Source organism: Roseovarius sp., from assembly GCF_965228755.1.
GTDB lineage: Bacteria > Pseudomonadota > Alphaproteobacteria > Rhodobacterales > Rhodobacteraceae > Roseovarius.
The window spans coordinates 233,230-255,016 of record NZ_CBDDIG010000013.1; the positions used below are offsets into that span (position 1 = coordinate 233,230).

18 protein-coding genes are annotated in these 21,787 nt (G+C 67.7%); 8 read left to right on the forward strand and 10 right to left on the reverse strand.

Annotated features, from left to right (window positions below):
• Positions 1–29 precede the first annotated feature (29 nt).
• Genes pbpC through ACO07J_RS19455 form a run of 3 tightly spaced genes read right to left on the reverse strand, consistent with a single transcriptional unit; the run spans position 30 to position 8,060 of the window.
• On the reverse strand, positions 30–2,075 hold the full coding sequence (pbpC, locus tag ACO07J_RS19445) for a penicillin-binding protein 1C (protein ID WP_422032034.1): 2,046 nt from the start codon (positions 2,073–2,075) through the stop codon (positions 30–32).
• On the reverse strand, positions 2,065–2,640 hold the full coding sequence (locus ACO07J_RS19450; RefSeq protein WP_422032036.1) for a putative glycolipid-binding domain-containing protein: 576 nt from the start codon (positions 2,638–2,640) through the stop codon (positions 2,065–2,067). Before ACO07J_RS19450 ends, pbpC begins: the two co-directional genes overlap by 11 nt.
• Positions 2,637–8,060, reverse strand: coding sequence for an alpha-2-macroglobulin family protein (locus ACO07J_RS19455; RefSeq protein ID WP_422032038.1), 5,424 nt, complete (start codon positions 8,058–8,060; stop codon positions 2,637–2,639). The genes ACO07J_RS19450 and ACO07J_RS19455 overlap by 4 nt, the downstream gene beginning before the upstream one ends.
• A 149-nt stretch (positions 8,061–8,209) precedes the next feature.
• On the opposite strand from ACO07J_RS19455, the gene ACO07J_RS19460 reads away from it, so the two are divergent.
• A complete protein-coding gene (locus ACO07J_RS19460) occupies positions 8,210–10,375 on the forward strand; it encodes a response regulator (RefSeq protein WP_422032040.1) in 2,166 nt (721 codons plus the stop codon).
• Here the strand turns inward: ACO07J_RS19460 and yaaA are convergent.
• The 3 genes from yaaA to ACO07J_RS19475 all read right to left on the reverse strand — a co-directional run bounded on the left by yaaA (position 10,360) and on the right by ACO07J_RS19475 (position 13,563).
• Positions 10,360–11,121, reverse strand: coding sequence for a peroxide stress protein YaaA (gene yaaA / locus ACO07J_RS19465; protein ID WP_422032042.1), 762 nt, complete (start codon positions 11,119–11,121; stop codon positions 10,360–10,362). The genes ACO07J_RS19460 and yaaA overlap by 16 nt on opposite strands.
• A 36-nt stretch (positions 11,122–11,157) precedes the next feature.
• Complete coding sequence (gene recQ / locus ACO07J_RS19470; RefSeq protein ID WP_422032044.1) at positions 11,158–13,197, reverse strand: DNA helicase RecQ; 2,040 nt, start codon at positions 13,195–13,197, stop codon at positions 11,158–11,160.
• Positions 13,198–13,275: 78 nt separating this feature from the next.
• Positions 13,276–13,563: a YggT family protein gene (locus ACO07J_RS19475; RefSeq protein WP_300891906.1), complete on the reverse strand. Its 288-nt coding sequence runs from the start codon at positions 13,561–13,563 to the stop codon at positions 13,276–13,278.
• Between the two features lie 135 nt (positions 13,564–13,698).
• Here ACO07J_RS19475 and ACO07J_RS19480 point away from each other — a divergent pair, with 135 nt between their 5' ends.
• From ACO07J_RS19480 to ACO07J_RS19510, 7 genes are all read left to right on the forward strand, one after another.
• A complete protein-coding gene (locus tag ACO07J_RS19480; RefSeq protein ID WP_422032046.1) occupies positions 13,699–14,235 on the forward strand; it encodes an acyl-CoA thioesterase in 537 nt (178 codons plus the stop codon).
• Between the two features lie 55 nt (positions 14,236–14,290).
• Positions 14,291–15,673, forward strand: coding sequence for an MFS transporter (locus ACO07J_RS19485; protein WP_422032048.1), 1,383 nt, complete (start codon positions 14,291–14,293; stop codon positions 15,671–15,673).
• Positions 15,652–16,578 carry a penicillin-insensitive murein endopeptidase gene (gene mepA / locus ACO07J_RS19490; RefSeq protein WP_422032050.1) on the forward strand — a complete coding sequence of 309 codons (927 nt, stop codon included), beginning with the start codon at positions 15,652–15,654 and terminating at the stop codon, positions 16,576–16,578. Before ACO07J_RS19485 ends, mepA begins: the two co-directional genes overlap by 22 nt.
• Before the next feature lie 85 nt (positions 16,579–16,663).
• Positions 16,664–17,287, forward strand: coding sequence for a queuosine precursor transporter (locus tag ACO07J_RS19495; RefSeq protein WP_422032052.1), 624 nt, complete (start codon positions 16,664–16,666; stop codon positions 17,285–17,287).
• Between the two features lie 311 nt (positions 17,288–17,598).
• The gene (gene arfB / locus ACO07J_RS19500) at positions 17,599–18,021 is read left to right on the forward strand and encodes an alternative ribosome rescue aminoacyl-tRNA hydrolase ArfB (protein ID WP_422032054.1); all 423 of its coding nucleotides are present in this window, start codon (positions 17,599–17,601) and stop codon (positions 18,019–18,021) included.
• Between the two features lie 72 nt (positions 18,022–18,093).
• Complete coding sequence (locus ACO07J_RS19505; protein WP_422032056.1) at positions 18,094–18,345, forward strand: type II toxin-antitoxin system ParD family antitoxin; 252 nt, start codon at positions 18,094–18,096, stop codon at positions 18,343–18,345.
• A complete protein-coding gene (locus ACO07J_RS19510) occupies positions 18,342–18,650 on the forward strand; it encodes a type II toxin-antitoxin system RelE/ParE family toxin (RefSeq protein ID WP_422032058.1) in 309 nt (102 codons plus the stop codon). The genes ACO07J_RS19505 and ACO07J_RS19510 overlap by 4 nt, the downstream gene beginning before the upstream one ends.
• Before the next feature lie 78 nt (positions 18,651–18,728).
• Here ACO07J_RS19510 and ACO07J_RS19515 read toward each other — a convergent pair whose 3' ends face one another.
• From ACO07J_RS19515 to ACO07J_RS19530, 4 genes are all read right to left on the reverse strand, one after another.
• On the reverse strand, positions 18,729–19,421 hold the full coding sequence (locus ACO07J_RS19515; RefSeq protein ID WP_422032060.1) for a polysaccharide deacetylase family protein: 693 nt from the start codon (positions 19,419–19,421) through the stop codon (positions 18,729–18,731).
• Positions 19,418–20,710, reverse strand: coding sequence for a nicotinate phosphoribosyltransferase (pncB, locus tag ACO07J_RS19520; RefSeq protein ID WP_422032062.1), 1,293 nt, complete (start codon positions 20,708–20,710; stop codon positions 19,418–19,420). The genes ACO07J_RS19515 and pncB overlap by 4 nt, the downstream gene beginning before the upstream one ends.
• 341 nt (positions 20,711–21,051) lie before the next feature.
• A complete protein-coding gene (locus tag ACO07J_RS19525) occupies positions 21,052–21,399 on the reverse strand; it encodes an antibiotic biosynthesis monooxygenase family protein (RefSeq protein ID WP_422032064.1) in 348 nt (115 codons plus the stop codon).
• Positions 21,396–21,719: an NIPSNAP family protein gene (locus tag ACO07J_RS19530; RefSeq protein WP_422032066.1), complete on the reverse strand. Its 324-nt coding sequence runs from the start codon at positions 21,717–21,719 to the stop codon at positions 21,396–21,398. The genes ACO07J_RS19525 and ACO07J_RS19530 overlap by 4 nt, the downstream gene beginning before the upstream one ends.
• Positions 21,720–21,787: the final 68 nt, after the last annotated feature.

Sequence of the window (21,787 nt, forward strand, 5' to 3'; positions counted from 1 at the left end):
ATATAGCCGTTAACCTTCGAATCGCCGATCTAGTCGATCCACACCGTCACCCGGTCCGCCCGCCCCTCGGCGTCGATCACCGACAGGGTGGAATATCCCCGCGACAGCCCGTCCAGCACCGTGTCCCGCCGATGCACCCCGGTCAGCACCGCCGCCCCGTTGGCCAGCCACGTAAAGGGCGGCGTCCCGTCGCGCAGCTTGACCGCCAGCCCCGCCCCCTCGACCGGAAGCCGCGCCCCGGCGGGCGGAAAGATCAGCTTCGGCGCATCCTCCTCCGGCCGGAACACCGCCTCGCGCCCGGTGAAGCGTTTCAGGGGCTGCGGCAGCTCCGCCGTCGACACGATCAGGGTCTCCGGCGGCGGCGGGCGCAACGGGTCGGCCTCGGGCTTAAGCCTCTGGAATGCCTCGAAAAGTATCGGCGCGGCCAGCTCCCCGCCAAAGGCGCCGGGCACCGGCGTACCATCGGCCCGGCCGATCCAGACACCGGCCACATGCGCCCCGTCGAACCCCACGGCCCAGGCATCCCGGTGGCCGTATGACGTGCCGGTCTTGTAGGCGATCCGCCCCCGCGGCGCCCCCGGCGGCGGCGCCAGCCCGGCCAGGATATCGCCCACCTGCCACGCCGCCGACCGGCTGATAACCTCCTGAACCGGAAGGGTTTCCGGGCCGTCCTGCCAGTAAAGCGGCCGGCTCCGCCCTTCGTTGGCCAGCATCGCGTAAAGCTGCACCAGGTCGGTCAGCGTCACCCCGATGCCCCCCAGCGCCACCGCCAGCCCCGCCTGGTCCCCCGGCAGCTCCGCCCGCACCCCCGCCTTGCGCAGCGCATCCATCAGGTGCGCCGGCCCGATCTCGTTCAACAACAGGATCACAGGGATATTCAGCGACTGGCGCAGCGCATCCGTCACCGGCAATTCCCCCCGGAACGCCCCGTCGAAATTCTGCGGCGCATAGCCGCCAAAGGCCACGGGCCGGTCGTTGATCAGCGTCTGCGGATGGGCCAGCCCGCGGTCGAACCCCATGGCATAGACCAGCGGTTTCAACGTCGATCCGGGCGAGCGCAGCGCGCGCGTCATGTCCACATATCCCTGCCGCCCGTCCCCCGCGCCATAGCTGGCCGATCCCACCGAGGCGAGGATCTCTCCCGACCGGTGATCGGCCAGAACCACCGCCACCGAAACCCCCTCGGGCAAGGTGCGCAGGCTGTCTTTTGCCAGCGATTCCAGGCTCTTCTGCAGTGTCCGGTCAATGGTCAGGCTGTGCCGTTGGGCCACCGGGTTGCCCGCCAGCGCAAGGTCGGTCAGGTGCGGCGCCAGCGCCGGGAAGGGCTTGCGCGCATGGGGCACCGGCTCCGACACCGCCGCGGTGATCTCGCTCTCCGACAGTACCCCCGCCCGCCCCAGCCGCAGCAACACCCGGTCACGGGCGTCCCCGGCGGCGGCGCGGTCCCGGTCCGGCCGCCGCGCCTCGGGCGACTGGGGCAGGGCGACCAGCAGCGCCGCCTCGGCCGCGGTCAGGCGCTTCGGTTCCTTGCCGAAATAGGCCAGCGTCGCCGCCCGGACCCCTTCGAGGTTCCCGCCAAACGGCGCCCGGGTGAGATAGAGCTGCAGGATCCGCTCCTTGCTGAACCGCCGCTCCAGCGCCAGCGCCACCCGCATCTGTCGCAGCTTGCCGGAAATCCGCCCGGTGCCGCTGTCCTCCAGCAGCCGCGCGGCCTGCATGGTCAGGGTCGAACCGCCCGAGACCACCTCCCCATGCCAGAGCGCCTGCCCCACCGCGCGCAGCATGGCGCGGGGGTCGACGCCGGCATGGCGATAGAACCGCTTGTCCTCGTACCCGATCAGCATCTCGACATAGCGCCGGTCCACCGCATCGGGGCTGACCGACAGGCGCCAGCGGCCATCCTCCACGGTGTAAAGCCGCAGCAACTCGCCATTCCGGTCTCGCATCTCGGTCGAGGTTTCGGTGACCAGCACGGGCAGGACGGTCGCATCGACCCAGCGGTCGAGCGCGTCGCGGCCAAGGGCAAAGCTGAACAAGGCGAGCGCCAGGGCGAGAGACAGGCGGTCAGCCCTCATGGGAAACCTCGCCTTCCCAAAGCGCCGGGTAGAGCGTGACGAACCCGGCCCGGTCATAGGTGAGCTGGGTCGCGTAATCGGTCTGTTCGGCCCTGTAGGACATGACGTCGGGCTGGCCGGTGCGGGCATAGGTCTGGTCTAGCCGTTGCAGCGCCGGCTCGGGATAGAACAGCCACGCCGCCGAGGATTCAAGCGCCTCGTCGCGGGTTTCGAGCAGGCGGCGCAAGGGCATCAGGTTGGTGGCGGGCGTGAAGGACAGGTCGATATCCACCACGCCGTCCAGCCCGGGCTGCTCGGTATCGTTGAGCAGCCACAGGCCGTTCTCGCGCCGCGCGTTGAACCGCACCTCGCGGTCGTCATGCACCCCCGCGATGTCGGCGCTCAGCGTGTGCCAGTCCGCATCACAGCGCACCACATAATCGAGCGCCGCAAAGCCGCCCTCGTCACGGAACCGCGCGTGCCCCAGCAGCAGCCAGCCATGGGCGGCGGGGCATAGGCGGCACGCGTCCTCCCCCTCGCGGTCGAGCGCGCGCCAGCGGGCGGTGGCGATGGCCTGCTCGGTCACTCGGTCACGCGCATCCGCCCGGTGGCCGAATGCGCCCGGTATTGCGGGCGGTACATGTCCTCCACCGAGACCGCCGGGTGGTGATACTCCCCCGGCGAGACGGCGCGCACGATATAGGCCAGCTCGAACGGCCGGTCCGAGAGCCAGTCGACGGCGGCAAGGAACCGGTCGGCGCGGAACTCGGTATGGCGCGCGTCGGCGGGCTCGAGCCAGTCGAGCGCGCGAATATCGCCGGAGCGCAGCAGGTTGGGGTTGTCGATCTCCAGCCCTGCCGGCAGCGGGTCGTCGACCATCAGCCGGGCCTCGCCCTTCTCGAAGGGGGTGACCTTGATGACGGTGACAAGGCGGGTGCCCGTCTCCACGCTGTCGAGTGTGACGGGCGCGCCGTCGAGGTCGAAGTAGCTCCGCTCGATGGCATAGCCATAGCCGCCCGCCTCGGGCGCGACGGTGGGCACGCCGATGGTGGTGAGTGTGATGTCGACCGGTCGCTCGCCGGTGTTGGCGATGGTCTGGTCGGTGAACATCTCGGCGCGCACCTTCTGCACCAGCGGGCCGGAAACCGGATCGCCGTTGAGGGTGAGCCCGGCCAGCGACGGATCGTCGATCAGCGCCTGGGTGGCCAGCAGCGTCCAGGCCTGTTCCTGGGTCGACATGTTGGGCCCCACGTCGGACAGCGTGTCGGCCAGCGCCGAGGCGTCGACCACGTTGCTGCCCGCCTCGACCGCCAGCGCCAGAAGGCCCGCGCGGTCGCGCAGCCGGGTGCCGTAATCGGCGCGCCAGACATGCTCTTCCGCCCCGTCCTGCGCCACGACCCGGCGCACGGCGAGCGCGAACATCCGGTCGGCGCGCGTCTGGTCGCCGTAGGAGGCCAGCGCCGAGCCGAGCTGAGCCAATGCCAGCGGGGTCGAGAACGCCTCGGCCTTCACGTCGGCATAGTAGCGCAGATCGCCCATCCGCGCCGCCCCTTCGCGGGCCAGCACCATCAGCGCATAGGCCACGTCTTCGCCGCCCTCGTCGAAATCGGGGGCATAGTTGACGCGGTTGCGCAGGTTGTCCATCGCCATGGCGAAGGCCTGTTGCGGCACGTCATGCCCCTTCGCCTTGGCGCGCGACAGGAAGTCGGTGACATAGGCGTCGAGCCAGAAATCGCCCGAATCCGGGTACCACAGGCCAAAGCCGCCGCCGGTGGATTGGCGGGCAAGGACGCGGGTCACGGATTGCCCGATGCGCCGGTCGATGCGGTCCTGCTCGCCCAGCCCCAGCGCCTCGGCCACCGCGTTGAAGTAAAGCAGCGGCATGGCCTGTGACGTGACCTGTTCGGTACAGCCATAGGGGTAGCGATCAAGCGCGGTCAGGAGTTGGGGGGCGTTCATCTTCGCCAGCGGGCCGGCGGAGAGGATGGCGCTTCCGGTGCCGGGTTTCAGTTCGGCGAAGACGTCTTCGTTCAGCGTGAAGCTGTTGCCCGCCGCGAGCGAGAGGCGGCGGGTCTCGGCCACCTCCGGATCGTTGGAGCGGACGCCGAGCTTGAGTGACTTGGTCAGTTGCTGCCCATCCGGCGTGGAGAGCGCGACGCGGAGGTCGTAATCCCCCACCTCTCCCGCCGTGACGGGCAGGCGGAAGGTGGCCTTCTGCTTTTCGCCAAGGTCGAAGCCCGACGGGATCGCATCGCCCAGCGTCAGCCCCTCGGCGGTCACATCCAGCCCCATCCGACCCGAAGGCCCGTCTGCATGGACGATCTCCAAGAGCAGGCGGCTCTGGTCGCCGGGGGCCAGGAAGCGCGGCAGCGAGGCGGTGACGACGACCGGGTCGCGCACGATGACGTCACGCTCGGCCTGACCCACGGCGCGGGGCGACCACGCGATGGCCATCAGGCGCACGGTGCCGTTGAAATCGGGGATGTCGAACGTGGCCCGCGCCGTGCCATCCGGGCCGATGGTGAGCGGGCCCGAGAAATAGGCGACAAGCTCGTCCTGCGGCGGGGGCGAGTCGAACTGGCTTCCCGAGGCGTCGCCGCCGGAGCGGACCTGCCCCTCTGCACCGTTCATCCCGTCGATCAGCCGCCCGTAAAGGTCGCGGATTTCCACGCCGAGGCGGCGCTGGCCGAAATAGTACTCCGACGGATCGGGGCTTTCGAACCCGGTGAGGTTGAGGATGCCCAGATCGACCGCGGCAAGCGTGACATAGGCGGTGTCGCCCTCCCCGATGCCGTCGACATTCACGGTGACATCCAATGGCCCGCGCGGGTCGGACATGTCCGGCGCGTCGATGGCGACGGAAAGCTGCCGGTCGCCGGGCTCGATCTTGGCATAGGACAGGCCCAGCGACCGCGCGGGGTTGTGGCCGGAGGCGACGTTCATCGGGCGGATCACCTGCGCCGTGACATAGGCGCCGGCGCCCCACTCGTCGGTGACATCAAGCGGAACGGTGTTCTCGCCCTCGGTGACCTCGACCGCCTGCATGTCGATCACGTGGTTGGACATGACGGTGATGAGCGCCGTGCCGGCATAGCGCGGCACGATGCGCAGTTGCGCGGTGTCGCCCGAGCGATAGCCGGGCTTGTCGAGCGACAGCTCCAGCGTGTCGGGCGTGCTGGAGGCGTCGGCGGGGGCGTACCAGCCGGCGTAGAAGTCGGAGGAGGCGGCGACGTAGGTGCCATCGGTACGTTCGACGACCAGCTCGTACTGGCCCCATTCGACAGGGGCGGAGACGGTCACCGGGTCCCCGCCCAGCGTGGCCTCGCCGGTGGCGACGCGCTTGCGGGTGGTGACGGGTTCCCAGTTCCACGAGCCGTAATCCTGGTACCACTGGTAGCGGGTTTCGACGCGGTTCACCGTCCATGTCACCTGCATCGGCCTGGGCGACAGGTCGGTGCCGAGGGAGATGACCTGGAAGGTGGCATCGGTGCCTTCGGCGACGACACCGTCGAAAGAGGGTTTCAGGCCGATCATCGGGCCGGCGGGGGCCAGCATCCGTTTCGTCTGGCGCTCGACCGGGCGGCCGGAGCCTTCGCGCACCGACATGGTCACCGTCGCCTCGAACGGGCGGTCGGTGACGGAGGTTTCGGGCATCTCGACGGGGGTGACGAGGATACCGTCAGGGCCGGTGGTGCCGCCGTCGATATAGCCGGAGCGGGCGTTGACCTGTTCGTCATGCCGCCCGAACTGGTAGCCGGGGAAGGCGTCGAGCGACCGCTTGGGCCGCAGCGTGACGGTGCCGTTGGCCTTGAGCCCGGCACCGGGCGCGCCGAAGAGGTACTTCGCATCGACGGTCAACTGCGGCTTGTCGCCCGGCCGGATCTCGCCCTCGGGCAGTGACAGCTCGAAGTCGATCCGTTCCGGCAGGAAATCCTCGACCAGAACGGTCTGGCTGGCCAGCGTCTCGGCGTCGGGGTCGGCCTTGATGTCCAGCGTCCACGCGCCGCGCGGGGCGGTGGCGGCGACGGGCAGGGTGAAGACATGCCCGCCGGCGGAATCCTCGGCCGAGAGGTGGCGGGAATACTCCACGCCATCGGGGCGCTTGAGGATGGCGGTCAGCGGCAGGCCCTGCACCGCCTCGGCGCCGCTGTCGCGGGCCAGTGCCGTGGCATGGATCACCTCGCCCGCACGATAGGCGCCGCGATCGGTGGCAAGGAACACGTCGACCGGCGGGGCGGGCTGCCGCCCCTCGACGCCACGGTCGGAGAGGTCGAAGGCCGGGTCGGTGAGGGAGAGGAAGGCGATATCCTCGTCGCCGCGCTTGGCAAGAACCATGGCGGGGCCCGCGCCGTCGGTGCCCCGCGTCAGGCCGGGGGCGAAGAGGGCGTGACCGTCGGCATCGGTTTGCAACTGGCCGAGTTCCCGGTTGCTGCGGGACAGCAGGGTCAGCGTCACGCCCTCCTGTGCCGCCGCATCGCTGAGGCCGCGGACGAAGACGTGCAGGCCGTCGGTGCCCTTGAGCGTTGTCAGCCCCAGATCGGTCAGCACGAACCATTGCGTCGCGCCGGCATCGTCGTAAAGGTCAACGCCCGGCACGCGGGCGGTCAGCGTGTAGATGCCCGGCGGCTGGTCGGCCAGCACCTCGCCCAGCGGCAGGCGGGTGGTCATCGTCCGGTTCAGCTCGTTCTGCACCTCGCCCTTGCCCTGCCAGATATCCTCGGCAATGTCGTCGGCGAAACGCGAGTCCTCGTAATAGCCCAGCGGACGGGCGAAATAATCGTCCTGGATGGCGCGCAACAGGTTGCGGTCGCTCACCCGGCGCAGGATCAGGTCGACCTCCTCGAGGTTGACGGTTTCCAGCGGCAGCGCGGTATCGGCGGCCTTGGGCAGCACGTAGTTGCGGCCCGGGAAGGCCACCTTGGGCGAGCGGTCGCGGACGTAAAGCGTGATCTCCACGTCTTTCAGAAGCGTCTCGCCCGTTGCCGCGGGCAGCCCTTTGCGGAAGGTGACGCGGTAGCGCTCCCCATGCTGGACACCGTCGATGCAAAGCTGGCGCTCCTCGGCCTGCACCACCAGCCCGGCATCGGGCAGGCGGACGTAAGGCGTGTAATCGGTGCCGGCCTGGATCAGGTCCTCCGAGAACTCGGCACAGATGCGCGGGCTGGCGCTTTCATTGTCGGACCGGTGCTCGGTGATGCGGAAGCCGTACTTGGCGACGGCGTTTTCAAGCGCCGACAGAACGTCGTCGCGCGGCTGGATGCTTTCGGCAAGGCGCAGGGCATGGACCATGTCGCGCCCCCGGTCGAGCCGTTCCAGTGCCGGGGCCATGGTCAGCAGCGCGTTGATCCGCACCGGGTCGGATCCCGCGCGAAGATAGGCGTTGGTGGCGGCCTCGACCGCGCGGCTGGCGTTCTGGCGCCGCTCGGAATGCTTGTCGGTGTCGATCAGCATCGACAGGCGGGCATACTCGGCCCACTGGTCGGCCGCGTCGGTGGCGGCGACGATGGCGCCGGTCCAGCGCATCGCGTTGAGGAAATCGTTCTGCGACATCTGCTGCTGCGCGGCCGAAAGCATGGCGGCGGGTTCGTACTGGCCGCCGGGGTGGCGCCACGAGATGTCGAGCGCCTGCGAGCGGGCGTTGTTCAGATCGCCGGGCGAGAGGAAATCGAGATCGGCGGCGCGGGCGCCGGCCTGTGACAGCACGCCGGCCTCGGTATTCATCACACGGGCCGAGACGGCCCCTTCGTAGGCCTGCGTATCCTGCACCGCGCTTTTCGGGAAACAGGCGTTGGAGCGGGAGTTGAACGTGTAGGCCCGGCAATTCGCATCGGCGAAACAGGCGGTGCGGCAGGCGGCGCGCGTGGTGTCGAAAAGCGGCTGCAGGTCGGCGCCGTAGAAATCGGTGTCGAGGGTGACGACCTCGCGCCGTTCCGGAACGGCGCCCTGCGCGGTGGCCAGCGTCGCGGCCATGGTGAACAGAATGACTGAAGCAATGAAACGGAGCATGGGACCCTCCCGGTCAAATGACGTCCCATGTTGCCACGCGGCTCGGCGTTGCACAACGATTCCAACGCGGGGACATGAAAGGTTAACGCCTTGTTCATGTTCCTGACGGAAGGTGGCGGCCTTATCCGGGGGATGTGCGGAGACCGGCCATGAGCCTTGCCAACAAACTGGCCGAAGAGCGCCGCGCGCGGCTGGCGGCGGAGCGGCTGCTGGAACAGAAGCAGGCCGAGCTTCATGCCGCGAACCGCAAGCTGGGCCGGCACGCCATGGCCCTGTCCGAGGAGATCGTCGAGACCCGCGCCGAGGTGCAGGTGGTGCGCGACGAGAACGCCCGCTTCCGCTCCGACCTGAGCGCCGCGAACCAGAAGATCCGGATCGCCGAGCGGCGGCTGTGGCACTCGATCGAGACGATCCAGGACGGGTTCGCCTTTTTCGACGCCGACGGCCGGATGATCGCCGCGAACAAGTCGTGGCTGTCCGTGTTCGACGGGCTGGAGGAGGTGAAGCCGGGCATCGCCTATGTCGAGATTCTGCAGATCGTCACCGAGGAGGGGATCGTCGACATAGGCCGGCAGGATCCGGCGGCATGGCGCGAGGCGATGCTCGACCGCTGGCAGGGCCCCGGCCCGGAACCCGAGGTCATCCGGCTCTGGAATGGCGAGTACATCAAGCTGATCGACCAGCGCGGGCATGGCGGCGACGTGGTCAGCCTTGCGCTGAACATTACCGATACCGTGCGCTACGAGGAACAGCTTAAGGACGCGCGGCGTCAGGCCGAGGCGGCGAGCAAGGCGAAATCCTCGTTCCTTGCCAACATGAGCCATGAGATCCGGACGCCGATGAACGGGATCGTCGGCATGTCGGAGCTGCTGATGGACACGGTGCTGAACGAGGAACAGCGCCTGTTCGCGGACACGATAAAAAGCTCGGGCGAGGCGCTCCTGGTGATCATCAACGACGTGCTCGACTATTCCAAGATCGAGGCCGGCAAGCTGGACCTGCACGAGGAACCGTTCGACCTCGAGCGCTGCATCTACGAGCTGGTCACCCTGATGCAGGCCAGCAGCCGCGACAAGGGGGTCGAGCTGTCGGTGGAATACGACATGTTCCTGCCGGGCCGGTTCGTGGGCGACCCGGGGCGTATCAGGCAGGTGCTGACCAACCTGCTCGGCAACGCGGTCAAGTTCACCGAGGCCGGCCAGGTCACCGTCCGGGCCACCGGGGTGCAGGGCGCGGACGGCATGACCGAGCTGCATGTCAGCATCGAGGATACCGGCATCGGCATCCCGGCGGACAAGGCCAAGCACATCTTCGGCGAGTTCAACCAGGTCGACGAGGCGCACACCCGCAAGTTCGAGGGCTCGGGGCTTGGGCTGGCGATATCGCAACAGTTGATCGCGATGATGGGCGGCCGGATCTGGGTGGAGTCGGAGGAGGGCGTCGGCTCGACCTTCGGCTTCACCCTCCGCCTTCCGACGGCCGAGGCGCTGGAGGCCGATGACGTGCGGTTGCCGGAGGGGTTGCGGACGGTGCTGGTCGTCGATCCGCAGGCGCCGCGGCGCGCCGTGCTGGAGCGGCAGATGACGGCGCTCGGGCTGTCGACGCTCAGCGTGGGAAGCGGTGCCGAGGCGCTGGCGGCCCTGTCGGAAACCGTCGATCTGGTGCTGGCCGAGCATACGATGCCCGAGATGGACGGCATGGAACTGGCCGAAGCGATGCGGGCGGCGGGGCAGGTGGCGCCCGTGCTGGTGCTGAGCCGCGAGCCGGGCGTGGCAGAGCAGGATCCTGCCAGGGAGTACGTGAATGGCATTCTGCCCCGGCCCCTGCAGAGGAGCGATTTCTTCACGGCGCTGCGCGGGCTGGAACCGGCCGGCGGGCCGGGCACCCCGGCCGCCGGGGGCCGGGCGATGCGGGTGCTGGCGGCCGAGGACAACCGGACCAACCGGCTGGTGTTTTCGAAGATGGTGGCGGCGCTGGATATCGAGCTGCGCTTTGCCGGCAACGGGATGGAGGCGGTGGAGGAGCACCGGGCGTTCGCGCCGGATTTGATCTTCATGGACATTTCCATGCCTGAAATGGACGGAAAGGCCGCCACGCGGTGCATCCGAGAGGCCGAGGCGGAGACCGGGCGCCACGTGCCCATCGTGGCGATGACGGCCCATGCCATGGGCGGGGACGAGGCGGAGATTTTGGCCGCCGGGCTGGATCGTTACATGTCCAAGCCGCTGAGCAAGGCGGCGATCACCGCCGAAATCGCGGCGGCCTGTCCGGCAGGGGTGCGCCCGCCGGTTGCCGGGGTTCAGGCCGCCTGCTGAGGGCGGACGAAGACGGGTTTTCCCGGTTCCGACAGGTCCGGGCGATGGCGGTAGCCGCCGCTGTCGAACCCGGTCAGGCTGTCGGGGTCTGTCAGGCGGCGCTGGAGGATGAAGCGCGCCATCGCGCCGCGTGCCTGCTTGGCGAAGAAGCTGACCACCTTGGGGCCCTCGGGCTTGTCCTCCATGAACACGGGCGTGACGACGCGAAGCTTGAGCGCGCCCGGCTTGACGGCGCCGAAATATTCCTGGCTGGCGCAGTTGACCAGCGTGTCGGTGCCCAGCGTGTCGGCGTGCTCGTTGAGCGCCTTGGCGATGCGGTCGCCCCAGTAGTCGTAAAGCGATGTGCCGCGCCGGGTCTTCAGGCGGCTGCCCATTTCGAGGCGGTAGGGCTCGATCGCGTCGCGCGGGCGCAGCAGGCCGTAAAGCCCCGACAGGATGCGCAGGTGATCCTGGGCGTAGTCCATCTCCTCGGGGTCGAGAGAGCCGGCTTCGAGCCCGGTATAGGTGTCACCGGCAAAGGCCAGCGCAGCGGGCTTGGTCTCCATCGTGCCGAAGGCCTTGAACCGGTCGGCGTTGAGCTTGGCGAGGGTTTCGCTGATCCCCATGAGCTTCTGCAGGTCTTTGCGCGTGAGGCGGCGGGCGGTCCTGGCCAGCGACTCGGCGTCGTCCGCGAAATGCGGGTCGGTGGCGGGGATATCCACCGCCGACATGTCGAGTTTCTTCGCAGGCGAAAGCACCACCAGCATTGATTGATCCCCCAGGTAATATCCGCTGCCGGTGACTTAATCCGCCATCTGCAGAACGTCCAGAAACGCCGCGCCGAACCTGTCGGAGCGTTTCTCGCCCAGAAGGCGCGCCATGTCCTGCAGCGTGCCCGGCCGGGCCGAGGCGACGCGGGCGAGGAGCGACGATGAACAGCTCAGCGGCTTGTCGGTGCCGCATTCACCCCGGGCCAGGTCGGCCTGCACGGCCAGAAGCCGGTCGTACAGCTCCCCCGCCTCGCGCCCGGCCAGCTTGCGGCGGGTGGGGTGCATGGCCTCGGCCTCGCCCCGGATCACCTCGAGGAACCCCGCGCCATACTGCTCCAGCTTCTTGGCGCCGACGCCGCTGATCCTCGCCATGTCGTCGAGCGTCTGCGGCCGGCGCTCGGCCATCTCGATCAGGGTGCGGTCGTTGAAGACGATATAGGCGGGCATCTTCGCCGCCTCGGCCAGCGCGCGGCGCTTGGCCTTCAGCGCCGAGAGAAGCGGCGCGTCCTCCTCCGACACCAGCGCCTTGGCGGCGGGCCGGCGGGGCGTCTTCTGCATCGTGTCGCGGCGCAGCGTGATGGGCTCCTCGCCGCGCAGCACCGGGTGCGCGGCCTCGGTGATGCGCAGCGCGCCGTGGCGTTCGGGGTCGGGGCGGACAAGGTCGTGGCCCATCATCTGCCGGAAGATCGCCTGCCAGCCGCGCCGGTCGATATCGCGACCGACGCCGAAGGTGGGCAGGTCGTCATGTCCGCGGGCGCGGACCTTTTCGGTCTCGTTCCCGGTCAGCACGTCGATCAGGTGCCCGGCGCCGAAATACTCGCCTGTCCGCAACGCGGCCGACAAAGCCTTCTGCACCGCCTCGGTCGCATCGAACGTCTCCGGCGGCCGGTCGCAGAGGTCGCAATTGCCGCAGCCCTGCGCGTCCTCCCCGAAATAGCGCAGAAGCGTGGTGCGGCGGCATTCCAGCGCCTCGGCCAGACCCAGCAGCGCGTTGAGCCGCGCGTGATCGGCCAGCCGCCGCTCGGGCGGGGCGAGCCCCTCGTCGATCTGGGAGCGGCGCAGGCGGATATCGTCGGCCCCGAACAGGGTCAGCGTCTCCGCCGGGGCGCCATCGCGGCCCGCTCGGCCGATCTCCTGGTAATAGGCCTCGATCGACTTGGGCAGGTCGGCATGTACCACCCAGCGGATGTCGGGCTTGTCGACCCCCATGCCGAAGGCCACGGTGGCAACCACGATCAGCCCGTCCTCGGTGCTGAAGCGGTGTTCCACATGGCGCCGGTCGTCGGCCTCCATCCCGCCATGGTAATGGCAGGCATTATGCCCGTCATCCCGCAGCGCCTTGGCCAGCGTTTCCGTCTTCGCCCGGGTGCCGCAATAGACGATGCCCGACTGCCCCTTGCGGGCGGCGACGAAAGCGGTGACCTGCTGGCGCGGGCGGTCCTTCTCGGCAAAGGCGAGGTGGATGTTGGGCCGGTCGAAGCCGCGCAGGAAGGTCTGGGGCGTCTGGCCGTCGAAGAGCTTCTGAACGATCTCGTCCTGCGTCTCGGCATCGGCGGTGGCGGTAAAGGCCGCCAGCGGCACGTCGAGGGCGCGCCGCAACTCGCCGATCCGCAGGTAATCGGGCCGGAAATCATGGCCCCATTGCGAGACGCAGTGGGCTTCATCGACCGCGATGAGCGACACGCCGATGCGGCGGAGCATCCCCATCGAGGAGCCGGCGGCGAGGCGTTCGGGGGCGATGTAGAGGAGCTTCAGCCGCCCTTCCTCCAGCGCCTCCCACACCGCACGGGTCTCCTCCTCGGTATTGCCGGAGGTCAGCGCGCCCGCCTCGACCCCGGCCGCCCGCAGCGCGCGCACCTGGTCGCGCATCAGCGCTATGAGGGGAGAGATGACGACGGTCACCCCCTCGCGAAGCAGCGCGGGCAGTTGATAGCACAGGGATTTGCCCCCGCCCGTGGGCATGATGGCCAGCGTGTTCTGGCCCTCGGCGACGGTGTGAACGATCTCTTCCTGCCCCGGCCGGAAGGTCTGGAATCCGAAGACATCGTGCAGAAGCGTGGCAGCGCTGTGCATGAAAAGGCCCGTAGAATTTTATCTGTCTGCTCTTACGCAGAACCTTTTCACACTAAGATTCGGTAAACAAGACCCGGCTCAGTAAAACGCCGCCGCGTTGTTCGCCAGGATGATCCGGATCGCGTAGACGCCGATCAGGGCCACCAGCGGCGCGAGGTCGATGCCGGACATCGGCGGAAGGATCTTGCGGATCGGCCGGTAGATCGGTTCGAGGATGCGGTTGAGCATGTCCCAGATCTGCGCGACGAGCGGCTGGTGCAGGTTCAGCACCTGGAAATTGATCAACCAGCTCATGATCACGTGGGCGATGATGAAGAACCACAGGATATCCAGCAGAAGAAACAGGATCTGTAAAATCGACGTCATCGGCACCTTCCTCGATCTGCGACCGCTCAACACCTAAGCGGGCAGCCCCGGAATCGCAAGTCTGACGCAGGGTTTCGGTTGACGTCGCGGACAGGCAGGCAGAGGTCAGGGGCAAACCGCAGGAGGCAACGCCCGATGTACCCCTTCATTCGCATGGTCTGGCAGGTGTGGAAATACCGCAAGGCGGCACCGCTTTCGGTGTTCGGCACGCACGTGTCGCGGCATGTCTGCCTGCCGTGGGATATCGACATGTGGATGGAACTGAACAACGGTCGGACGCTGACGCTCTATGACCTGGGCCGCATCCCGATGGCCTATCGCGTCGGGCTGGTCGAGGTGCTCAGGCGCAAGCGCTGGGGGCTGACCATGGCGGGGGCGAGCGTGCGCTACCGGCGCCGGGTGCGGGCCTTCGAGACGGTCGAGATGCGCTCGCGGCTGGCGTATTGGGACGCGCGGTTCTTCTATATCGAACAGTCGATGTGGAAGAAGAGCGGCGACTGCGCCAACCACATCGTCTATCGCTCGGCCGTGACCGGCAAGGACGGGATCGTGCCACCGGCCGAGGTGATGGGCGAACTGGGCGTCGAGGCCGCGGCGCCGCCCGCGCCCGAGTGGGTGGCCGCGTGGATCGAGGCCGACAACGTGCGCCCGTGGCCGCCGATGCAGGATTGACTTGAAAGCCGCTCTCTGAGCCTGTCTTATCGCCAAAAAGGCATTGGGGACAGGCATGGCGGAACCGTCGCGACGCAAACGAATCTGGGGCTGGTACTTTTTCGACTGGGCCAGCCAGCCCTATCACACGTTGCTGGTCACCTTCGTCTTCGGGCCGTTCTTCGCCTCGGTGGCGTCGGAATACTTCATGAACGCCGGGCTGGCCGAAGAGGCGGCCGACGCACAGGCGCAAGGCCTGTGGTCGATGTGCCTGACGGTGACGGGGCTGATCATCGGGTTCGGGGCGCCCTTCATCGGCGCGCTGGCCGATACCGCCGGGCGGCGGCTTCCGTGGATCGTGGCGTTCTCGGTGATGTACGTGGTCGGCGCCACCGGCATCTGGTGGACCGAACCGGACGGGTCGAACATGCTGTTCGCGCTGTCCTGCTTCGGCATCGGCTTCATCGGGGCGGAATACGCGCTGATCTTCGTCAACTCGCAGCTTCCCTCGCTGGCGCCGAAGGAGGAGGCCGGCGCGGTCTCGGGCTCCGGCTTCGCCTTCGGCTATGTCGGCGGGATCGTGTCGCTGGCGATCATGCTGACGCTGTTCTTCGACGACGGCGGCAAGACGCTGCTGGGCGCCGACCCGGCCCTCGGCCTCGACCCCGAGGCGCGCGAGGGCACGCGCTTTGTCGGGCCGTTCACGGCGCTCTGGTTCGCGGTCTTCATGATCCCCTATTTCCTCTGGGTGCGCGATACCGGCCCGTCGCGCAAGGGGCGCGGGGTGGGCGATGCGCTGCGGCTGCTGAAAAAGTCGATCGTGGCGCTGAAACACCGGATAAGCCTGTCGGTCTATCTCGGCTCGTCGATGTTCTACCGCGACGCGCTGAACGGGCTTTACGGGTTCGGCGGCACCTACGCGGTGCTGGTGCTGAACTGGTCCATCATCTCGGTGGCCATCTTCGGCATCGTCGGCGCGATTTCGGCGGCGGCGTTCAGCTGGGTCGGCGGCCGGTTCGACCGGGCCTTCGGGCCAAAGCCGGTGATCATCGTGGCGATCCTCGGGCTGATGCTGGTCTGCTTCACCGTGGTGGGGATGGACCGGGCCCAATTCTTCGGCATCCCGCTGGAAGCGGGCTCGGCCCTGCCGGACATGGTGTTCTTCGGCTGCGGCGCGCTGATCGGCGGGCTGGGCGGCGTGTTGCAGGCCTCCAGCCGCACGCTGATGGTGCGCCATACCGATCCGGCGGCCCCCACCGAAAGCTTCGGCCTCTACGGTCTTTCGGGGCGGGCGACGGCCTTCATGGCGCCGGCGCTGATCGGGCTTGTCACCACCCTCAGCGGCAGTGCGCGGATCGGCGTCTCGCCGGTAATTCTCCTTTTCCTGATCGGCCTCGTCCTGCTACGCTGGGTGAAAGCAGAAGGGGACAGCGACACATGGTCCGTCACGTCAAACTGATCGCGCTCATCATCGGCCTTGCGGGCTGTGGCGGCTCGGCGCCGCAGGATTACGCGGCGAGCGAGCCGATCCTCTCGACCCAGAACATCCCGGCCTCGATGCAGGGCGTCGAGGCCAAGCAGCTTTTCGGCGCCCGGCCGCAGGGCTCGCAACAGGCGCCCACGCCCTTCGGCAGCTACGCCAAGGGCTGTGTCGCCGGCGGCGTGCAATTGCCCGAAACCGGGCCGACATGGCAGGCGATGCGCCTGTCGCGGAACCGCAACTGGGGCCACCCCGAGACCATCGACTTCATCAAGAAACTGTCGGCGAAGGCGGCGCAGCAGCCGGGCTGGGAGGGCCTCTATGTCGGCGATATCAGCCAGCCGCGCGGCGGGCCGATGCTGACCGGGCACCGCAGCCACCAGATGGGGCTCGACGTCGATATCTGGATGCTGCCGCCCAAGCGGCTGAACCTCACCCGGGCCGAGCGCGAGAACATCTCCTCGATCTCGCTGCGGCGGGCGAACGGGGCCTATACCAACGACAACTGGACGCGCCAGCATCACGAGATCATCAAGGCCGCCGCGCAGGATCCGCGCACCGCCCGGATCTTCGTCTTCCCCGGCGCCAAGGTGAGGATGTGCAAGGAAGAGACGGGCGACCGCTCCTACCTGAACAAGATCCGGCCGTGGTACGGGCACCATTACCATTTCCACGTCCGGCTGAGCTGTCCGCGCGGCGCCAAGAACTGCGAGAACCAGGCGGCGCCGCCCGCCGGCGATGGCTGTGACGATGCGGAGGAATGGGTGCGCAACATCATCAACCCGCCGCCGCCCGACCCCAACGCCCCGCGCCCCAACCCGCGGCGCGAGCTGACCATGGCCGACCTGCCGGGGCAGTGCGTGTCGGTGCTGACCTCGGAATAGGCGCGGGCCTTGCCACCCGGCGGGGCAGGCTGTAAGGGCGACCGGTCCCCCGGCAGGGGACTTGCGGAAGGGATCGTCCGACGTCATGAAACACACCCTGCTTCCCGGCATCCTGGCCATGGCCGCGATCGTCGTGGCCTCGAACATCCTGGTGCAGTTCCTGTTCGGCCAGTGGCTGACATGGGGGGCGTTCACCTATCCGCTGGCCTTCCTCGTGACCGACGTGATGAACCGGGTCTACGGGCGCGCCGCCGCCCGGCGCGTGGTCATCGCGGGCTTCCTCGTCGGGCTCGCCTGTTCCTTCATCGGCACGCAGATCACGGGCGAGTTCGGGCCGCTCGTCACCCTGCGCATCGCGCTAGGCTCGGCCGTCGCCTTCCTCACGGCGCAATTGCTCGACATCGCCATCTTCGACCGTCTCCGCGCCGGGGCGTGGTGGCGGGCGCCGATGGTCTCCTCGCTGATCGGCAGCACCGTGGATACCGCGCTTTTCTTCACCATCGCCTTCTCCGCCAGCCTCACCATGCTGGAGCCCGGCAACGATGTCGGCTGGGCCAACGAGGCGCTGCCGCTGCTGGGCCTCGGCCCGGTCGCGCCGCTCTGGATTTCGCTGGCGGTGGCGGACTGGATGGTCAAGCTGGCACTGGCTTTGCTCGCTTTAGTGCCGTTTCGCATCATCGTGAGGTCACTGATGCGCCGGACCACATGATTTTGTTTTGACAAAGCGAAAATCTGTGGCAGGCTCTGGATAACGGCAACAGTTTGAAAGGAGGTGATCCAGTGTCTATAGAGGTATTGGAGAGAGGTGACGGAACAGTTCGGGAGGGTCTCGTCTAGGGCAGCCCCTGGGCGTCTGACGCCCCCGGATTGGTGCGCCTAACCGCACCGCCTCCTACAACTCTAGAGGGCCGCTTCCTTGCCGGGGCGGCCCTTTTGAATTCGGCCATGTCCGACGTCGGTATCACGTCGGTATTCTGTCGGTATCGCGTCGGTGCCAAGGCCCGACAGCAAGAGGACCCCATGCTGCGCATCACCAGCCAGATCACCATCGAGGACTGGGAACTGACCGAGCAGTTCACCCGCTCGGGCGGCCCCGGCGGGCAGAACGTCAACAAGGTCTCGACGGCAGTCGAACTGCGCTTCGAGGCCGAACGCTCGCCCAACCTGCCCGACCCGGTGAAACGCCGGCTGAAACGGCTGGCCGGCCGGCGCTGGACGAAGGACGGCGCGGTGCTGATCCAGGTCGAGGACACCCGCAGCCAGGCCCGCAACCGCGAGATCGCCCGCGACCGGCTGGCGGAACTGGTGAAGAAGGCCTGCGAAATGCCCAAACGCCGCATCCCCACGAAGCCGTCGCTGGGCTCGAAGAAGCGGCGGCTGAAGGCGAAGAAGGTGCGCGGGGAGGTGAAGGCGCTGCGCGGACGGGTCGAGGGGGAGGAGTGAGGATGCGCCGAGGGGCGCTTCCGTTGCGGGATGTACCAAGGATTGGTATATTAAATGCGAAGGAGAGCGCCCATGCCCCGCAACACCTCGGTCGTGCTCAGCGACCACTTTAACGATTTCATAACCCGCGCGGTGGAGAGTGGCCGCTACAGCTCGGCCAGTGACGTCGTGCGCGCGGGGTTGCGGATGTTGGAAGAAAACGAAAAGGCATTCCTGGAACTGAAGGCCGAGGTCGAGGCGGCCCACCGGCAGGTGGAGGCCGGTGAAACGGTTGAGACGGACCTCGATGGGTTTCTTGGCAAGATGCGTTCGCGGGCTGAATGAGGCGGTTTCACCTGTCGCCACTTGCCGAGAGCGATCTGACGGAGATCTGGAGGTACTCGGCCGAGACATGGGGCGAAGCGCAGGCTGACCGGTATGTAAGCGATTTGTTCGACAGGTTCGCATGGGTGGCGGATCACCCGGAGATGGGGCGCAAACGTCCCGAGATATTGCCCGGTGCCAGTTCGATGCAGGTTGGGCGTCATGTGATCTTCTATGAGACGGTAGCGGGGCGTGTCGTGATTCTGCGGATCGTTCACGAGAGGCGGAACATGGCGGCGTTGCGGTTTGTGGGTGAGGGGGAGTGACGGTGGGTCGATGCACGTCGTATGAGCGGTTTTAGGCAGCGAAGTGAGAAGATGTCGGATGCCGGGCTGAAGCCCGGCCTACACCCCCACCTCCCCCAACGTCACAAACCCCACCCCCCGCTCAACAACCGCCCCCAGGAACCGCCGCAGATCCTCCGGGGTCGAGAAGAACTGCGAGCCCTTGCCCGGCGCCCTGATGTCGTGGCCGGCGAAGACCCCCGTGCCGCCCGTCTCGGCGATCCGGTCGAGCAGCCGCTCCTGCCAGTCCCACCCCGGAAAGGCGTTGTGCCGGAAGTCGCAGAACCCCACGCAGTCGACCGCGTTATGCCGCCCCGGCGCATGGTAGAGGCGCGCCGGGATATCCGCCTCCGACAGGTTCTTCGGCCCGGCCGCGCGGGTCACGGCAAAGCGTTTGGCGGTCTCCGCCAGCGTCTCCTCGGTGAAGGCATGGAACGGGCTGGCAAAGCTCTTCGCGGGAAAGCCCAGGGCCCGGTGCTCGGCCACGCCCGCGTCGATCTCGTGCTCCAGCCAATGGGCCAGGCCATGCCGGCGCAAGTAGGGGCCGAGCTTGGGATGGGTGCGGGAGTGGAAGGCGATCTCGTGCCCGTCCGCCTGCAGGGCCTGCAGTTTCTTCACCTGCCGGGGCTTGGCGTTGTGCAGGTTGCAGACGCAGAAGGTGGCCCGGGCGCCGAATTCGTCGAAGACGGGCCGCGCCGCGTGCCAGCTTCCGGCGAAGAGATCGTCGAAGGTGAGGCAGACGGCGCCGCTCACACCACCACCTCCAGCGCCTCCTGTTCCCCCACGCCGAAGACGCGCTTGTAGCGGGCGATCTCGCTTTCGGGGCCCATCGCCTTGTTGGGGTTGTCGGAGAGTTTCACCGTGGGGCGGCCATTGGCCGACACCGCCTTGCACACCAGCGAGAAGGGGGCGAGCCGGTCGTCGGGGGTCAGCCCGCGGAAATCGTTCGTGAGCAGCGTGCCCCAGCCGAAGGAGGGGCGGCAGCGCCCGGCGAAGCGGCTGTGCAGGTCGATGATCTTGTCGGTGTCGAGCCCGTCGGAGAAAATGATGAGCTTCTTGGTCGGGTCCTCGCCGCGGGATTTCCACCAGTCGATGGCGATCTCCGCCCCCTCGGCCGGGTCGCCGCTGTCGACGCGGATGCCCGTCCAGCCCGCCAGCCAGTCGGGCGCGCGGTCGAGGAACCCCTTGGTGCCGTAGGTGTCGGGCAGGATGATCCGCAGGTTGCCGTCATGCTCCTCGTGCCAGTCCGACAGCACGTCATAGGGGGCGCGGGCGAGGTCGTCGTCGGTGTCAGCGAGCGCGGCGTAGACCATCGGCAATTCATGGGCGTTGGTGCCGATCGCCTCGAGATCGCGGTTCTTGGCGATGAGACAGTTGGAGGTGCCGACGAATTTCTCCCCCAGCCCCTCGCACATGGCGCGCACGCACCAGTCCTGCCAGAGGAAGGAATGCCGCCGCCGGGTGCCGAAATCGGCGATGCGCAGGCCGGGCACGTCGCGCAGGCGCTCGACCTTCTCCCACAGCTTGGTCATGGCGCGGGCATAGAGCACTTGGAGCTCGAAGCGGCGCATGTCGTGCAGGACGGCGCGGCCGCGCAGTTCCATCAGCACCGCCAGCGCCGGGATCTCCCAGAGCATCACCTCGGGCCAGGAGCCTTCGAAGGTCAGCTCGTACTGCCCGTCGCGTTTTTCAAGCTGGTAGGGCGGCAGGCGCAGGTTCTCGAACCATTCCATGAAGGCCGGCGTGAACATCTGGCGCTTGCCATAGAAGGTGTTGCCGCGCAGCCATGTGCTCTCGCCCCTTGTCAGGGAAAGCGAGCGGATATGGTCGAGCTGTTCGCGGAGTTCGCCCTCGTCCACCAGCTCGGCCAGCTTCACGTCGGTCGAGCGGTTGATGAGGGAGAAGGTGACCTGCGTGTCGGGCTTGTTGCGGAAGACCGACTGGCACATCAGCAGCTTGTAGAAATCCGTGTCGATGAGCGAGCGGACGATCGGGTCGATCTTCCACTTGTGGTTCCAGACACGGGTCGCGATATCGACCATGGGTTTCCTCCCGGGCGGGTTGCCGGACCGGTTAAAGCAAAGGGGGGCGGGGGTGGCAAGCCTTGGCGGTCGGGGTCGGTTGCTGCCGCGCAGCGCTGGGCCGCGGGCGGCGATCCAACGGAAGTGATTGGCAGTTTATGCCAGCCACGTCATCGAGACCTGACAGCATTGCGCCGTGCTTGGCGAAATCGCCGGGCCGGGGGGCGGCCCGGCGATGCGCGGCGGCGCGCCCTTGGCGCGCCTTTGTTCCGCGCGAGGTTTCCTTGACGGGATCGAAGTTCGAAGGGAGGTGTCACGCCTCGTTCGATGGCGTCCTCTTCCGTTTGCCAGTACCCGAAGGTTCAGCCGCCGTGTTCGGCCTTGCTGTCTTCCGGCGCCTCCGCGCGTTCGTTCAGCCCGTAGTCGCGCAGCACGTGGGCCACGCGGAGGCGATAATCGGCGAACATGCCCGCCCGCCCCTTGGCCTGGGCCCGGCGATGGGCGGCGAGCCGGCGCCATTCCTCGACCGCCTCTTCGCTTTCCCAGAAGGACAGCGAGAGCAGCTTTTCCGGGTGCATCAGGCTCTGGAACCGTTCGACCGAGATGAAGCCGTCGATCTGTTCGGCGAGCGGGCGCATTTCGGCGGCGATGTCGAGATAGTGGTCCTGTTTCCCCTCGGTGGGGATGACCTCGAAGATGATGGCGATCATTGGCTCTCTCCGTGCGGTGTCGAGACGAGTTTCAGGAAGGTCCGGTCTTCGCGCAACAGGAAGTTTTCGGCCTGGGCGAAGGCGTAGTTCTCCTGTCCCAGCGGATCGGCGGCCAGCCGGGCGCGGTAGGCTTCGTACTCCGCCAGCGACGGGATGGTGTAGATGCCGTAGGCCAGCGTCGAGGAGCCTTCGTGCGGGGCGAAATAGCCGATCAGCCCGGCGCCGCAGCGGGGGATGGCCTGGCCCCAGTTGCGGGCGTATTGCGTGAACTGGTCTTTCTTGGTGGGGTCGATGTGATAGCGGATGACGCAGGTGAGCATCGGGGTCTCCTTTCCGGGGTGATGGGGGCAGCCTAGGGCATTGTGTGGTTCCGATGGTTCGGTTACGG

Coding starts and splice junctions, on each gene's coding strand:
- pbpC (WP_422032034.1), bottom strand. CDS start 2,075: ATGAGGGCTGACCGCCTGTCTCTCGCCCTGGCGCTCGCCTTGTTCAGC.
- ACO07J_RS19455 (WP_422032038.1), bottom strand. CDS start 8,060: ATGCTCCGTTTCATTGCTTCAGTCATTCTGTTCACCATGGCCGCGACG.
- ACO07J_RS19460 (WP_422032040.1), top strand. CDS start 8,210: ATGAGCCTTGCCAACAAACTGGCCGAAGAGCGCCGCGCGCGGCTGGCG.
- yaaA (WP_422032042.1), bottom strand. CDS start 11,121: ATGCTGGTGGTGCTTTCGCCTGCGAAGAAACTCGACATGTCGGCGGTG.
- recQ (WP_422032044.1), bottom strand. CDS start 13,197: ATGCACAGCGCTGCCACGCTTCTGCACGATGTCTTCGGATTCCAGACC.
- ACO07J_RS19475 (WP_300891906.1), bottom strand. CDS start 13,563: ATGACGTCGATTTTACAGATCCTGTTTCTTCTGCTGGATATCCTGTGG.
- ACO07J_RS19480 (WP_422032046.1), top strand. CDS start 13,699: ATGTACCCCTTCATTCGCATGGTCTGGCAGGTGTGGAAATACCGCAAG.
- ACO07J_RS19485 (WP_422032048.1), top strand. CDS start 14,291: ATGGCGGAACCGTCGCGACGCAAACGAATCTGGGGCTGGTACTTTTTC.
- mepA (WP_422032050.1), top strand. CDS start 15,652: ATGGTCCGTCACGTCAAACTGATCGCGCTCATCATCGGCCTTGCGGGC.
- ACO07J_RS19495 (WP_422032052.1), top strand. CDS start 16,664: ATGAAACACACCCTGCTTCCCGGCATCCTGGCCATGGCCGCGATCGTC.
- arfB (WP_422032054.1), top strand. CDS start 17,599: ATGCTGCGCATCACCAGCCAGATCACCATCGAGGACTGGGAACTGACC.
- ACO07J_RS19505 (WP_422032056.1), top strand. CDS start 18,094: ATGCCCCGCAACACCTCGGTCGTGCTCAGCGACCACTTTAACGATTTC.
- ACO07J_RS19510 (WP_422032058.1), top strand. CDS start 18,342: ATGAGGCGGTTTCACCTGTCGCCACTTGCCGAGAGCGATCTGACGGAG.
- pncB (WP_422032062.1), bottom strand. CDS start 20,710: ATGGTCGATATCGCGACCCGTGTCTGGAACCACAAGTGGAAGATCGAC.
- ACO07J_RS19525 (WP_422032064.1), bottom strand. CDS start 21,399: ATGATCGCCATCATCTTCGAGGTCATCCCCACCGAGGGGAAACAGGAC.
- ACO07J_RS19530 (WP_422032066.1), bottom strand. CDS start 21,719: ATGCTCACCTGCGTCATCCGCTATCACATCGACCCCACCAAGAAAGAC.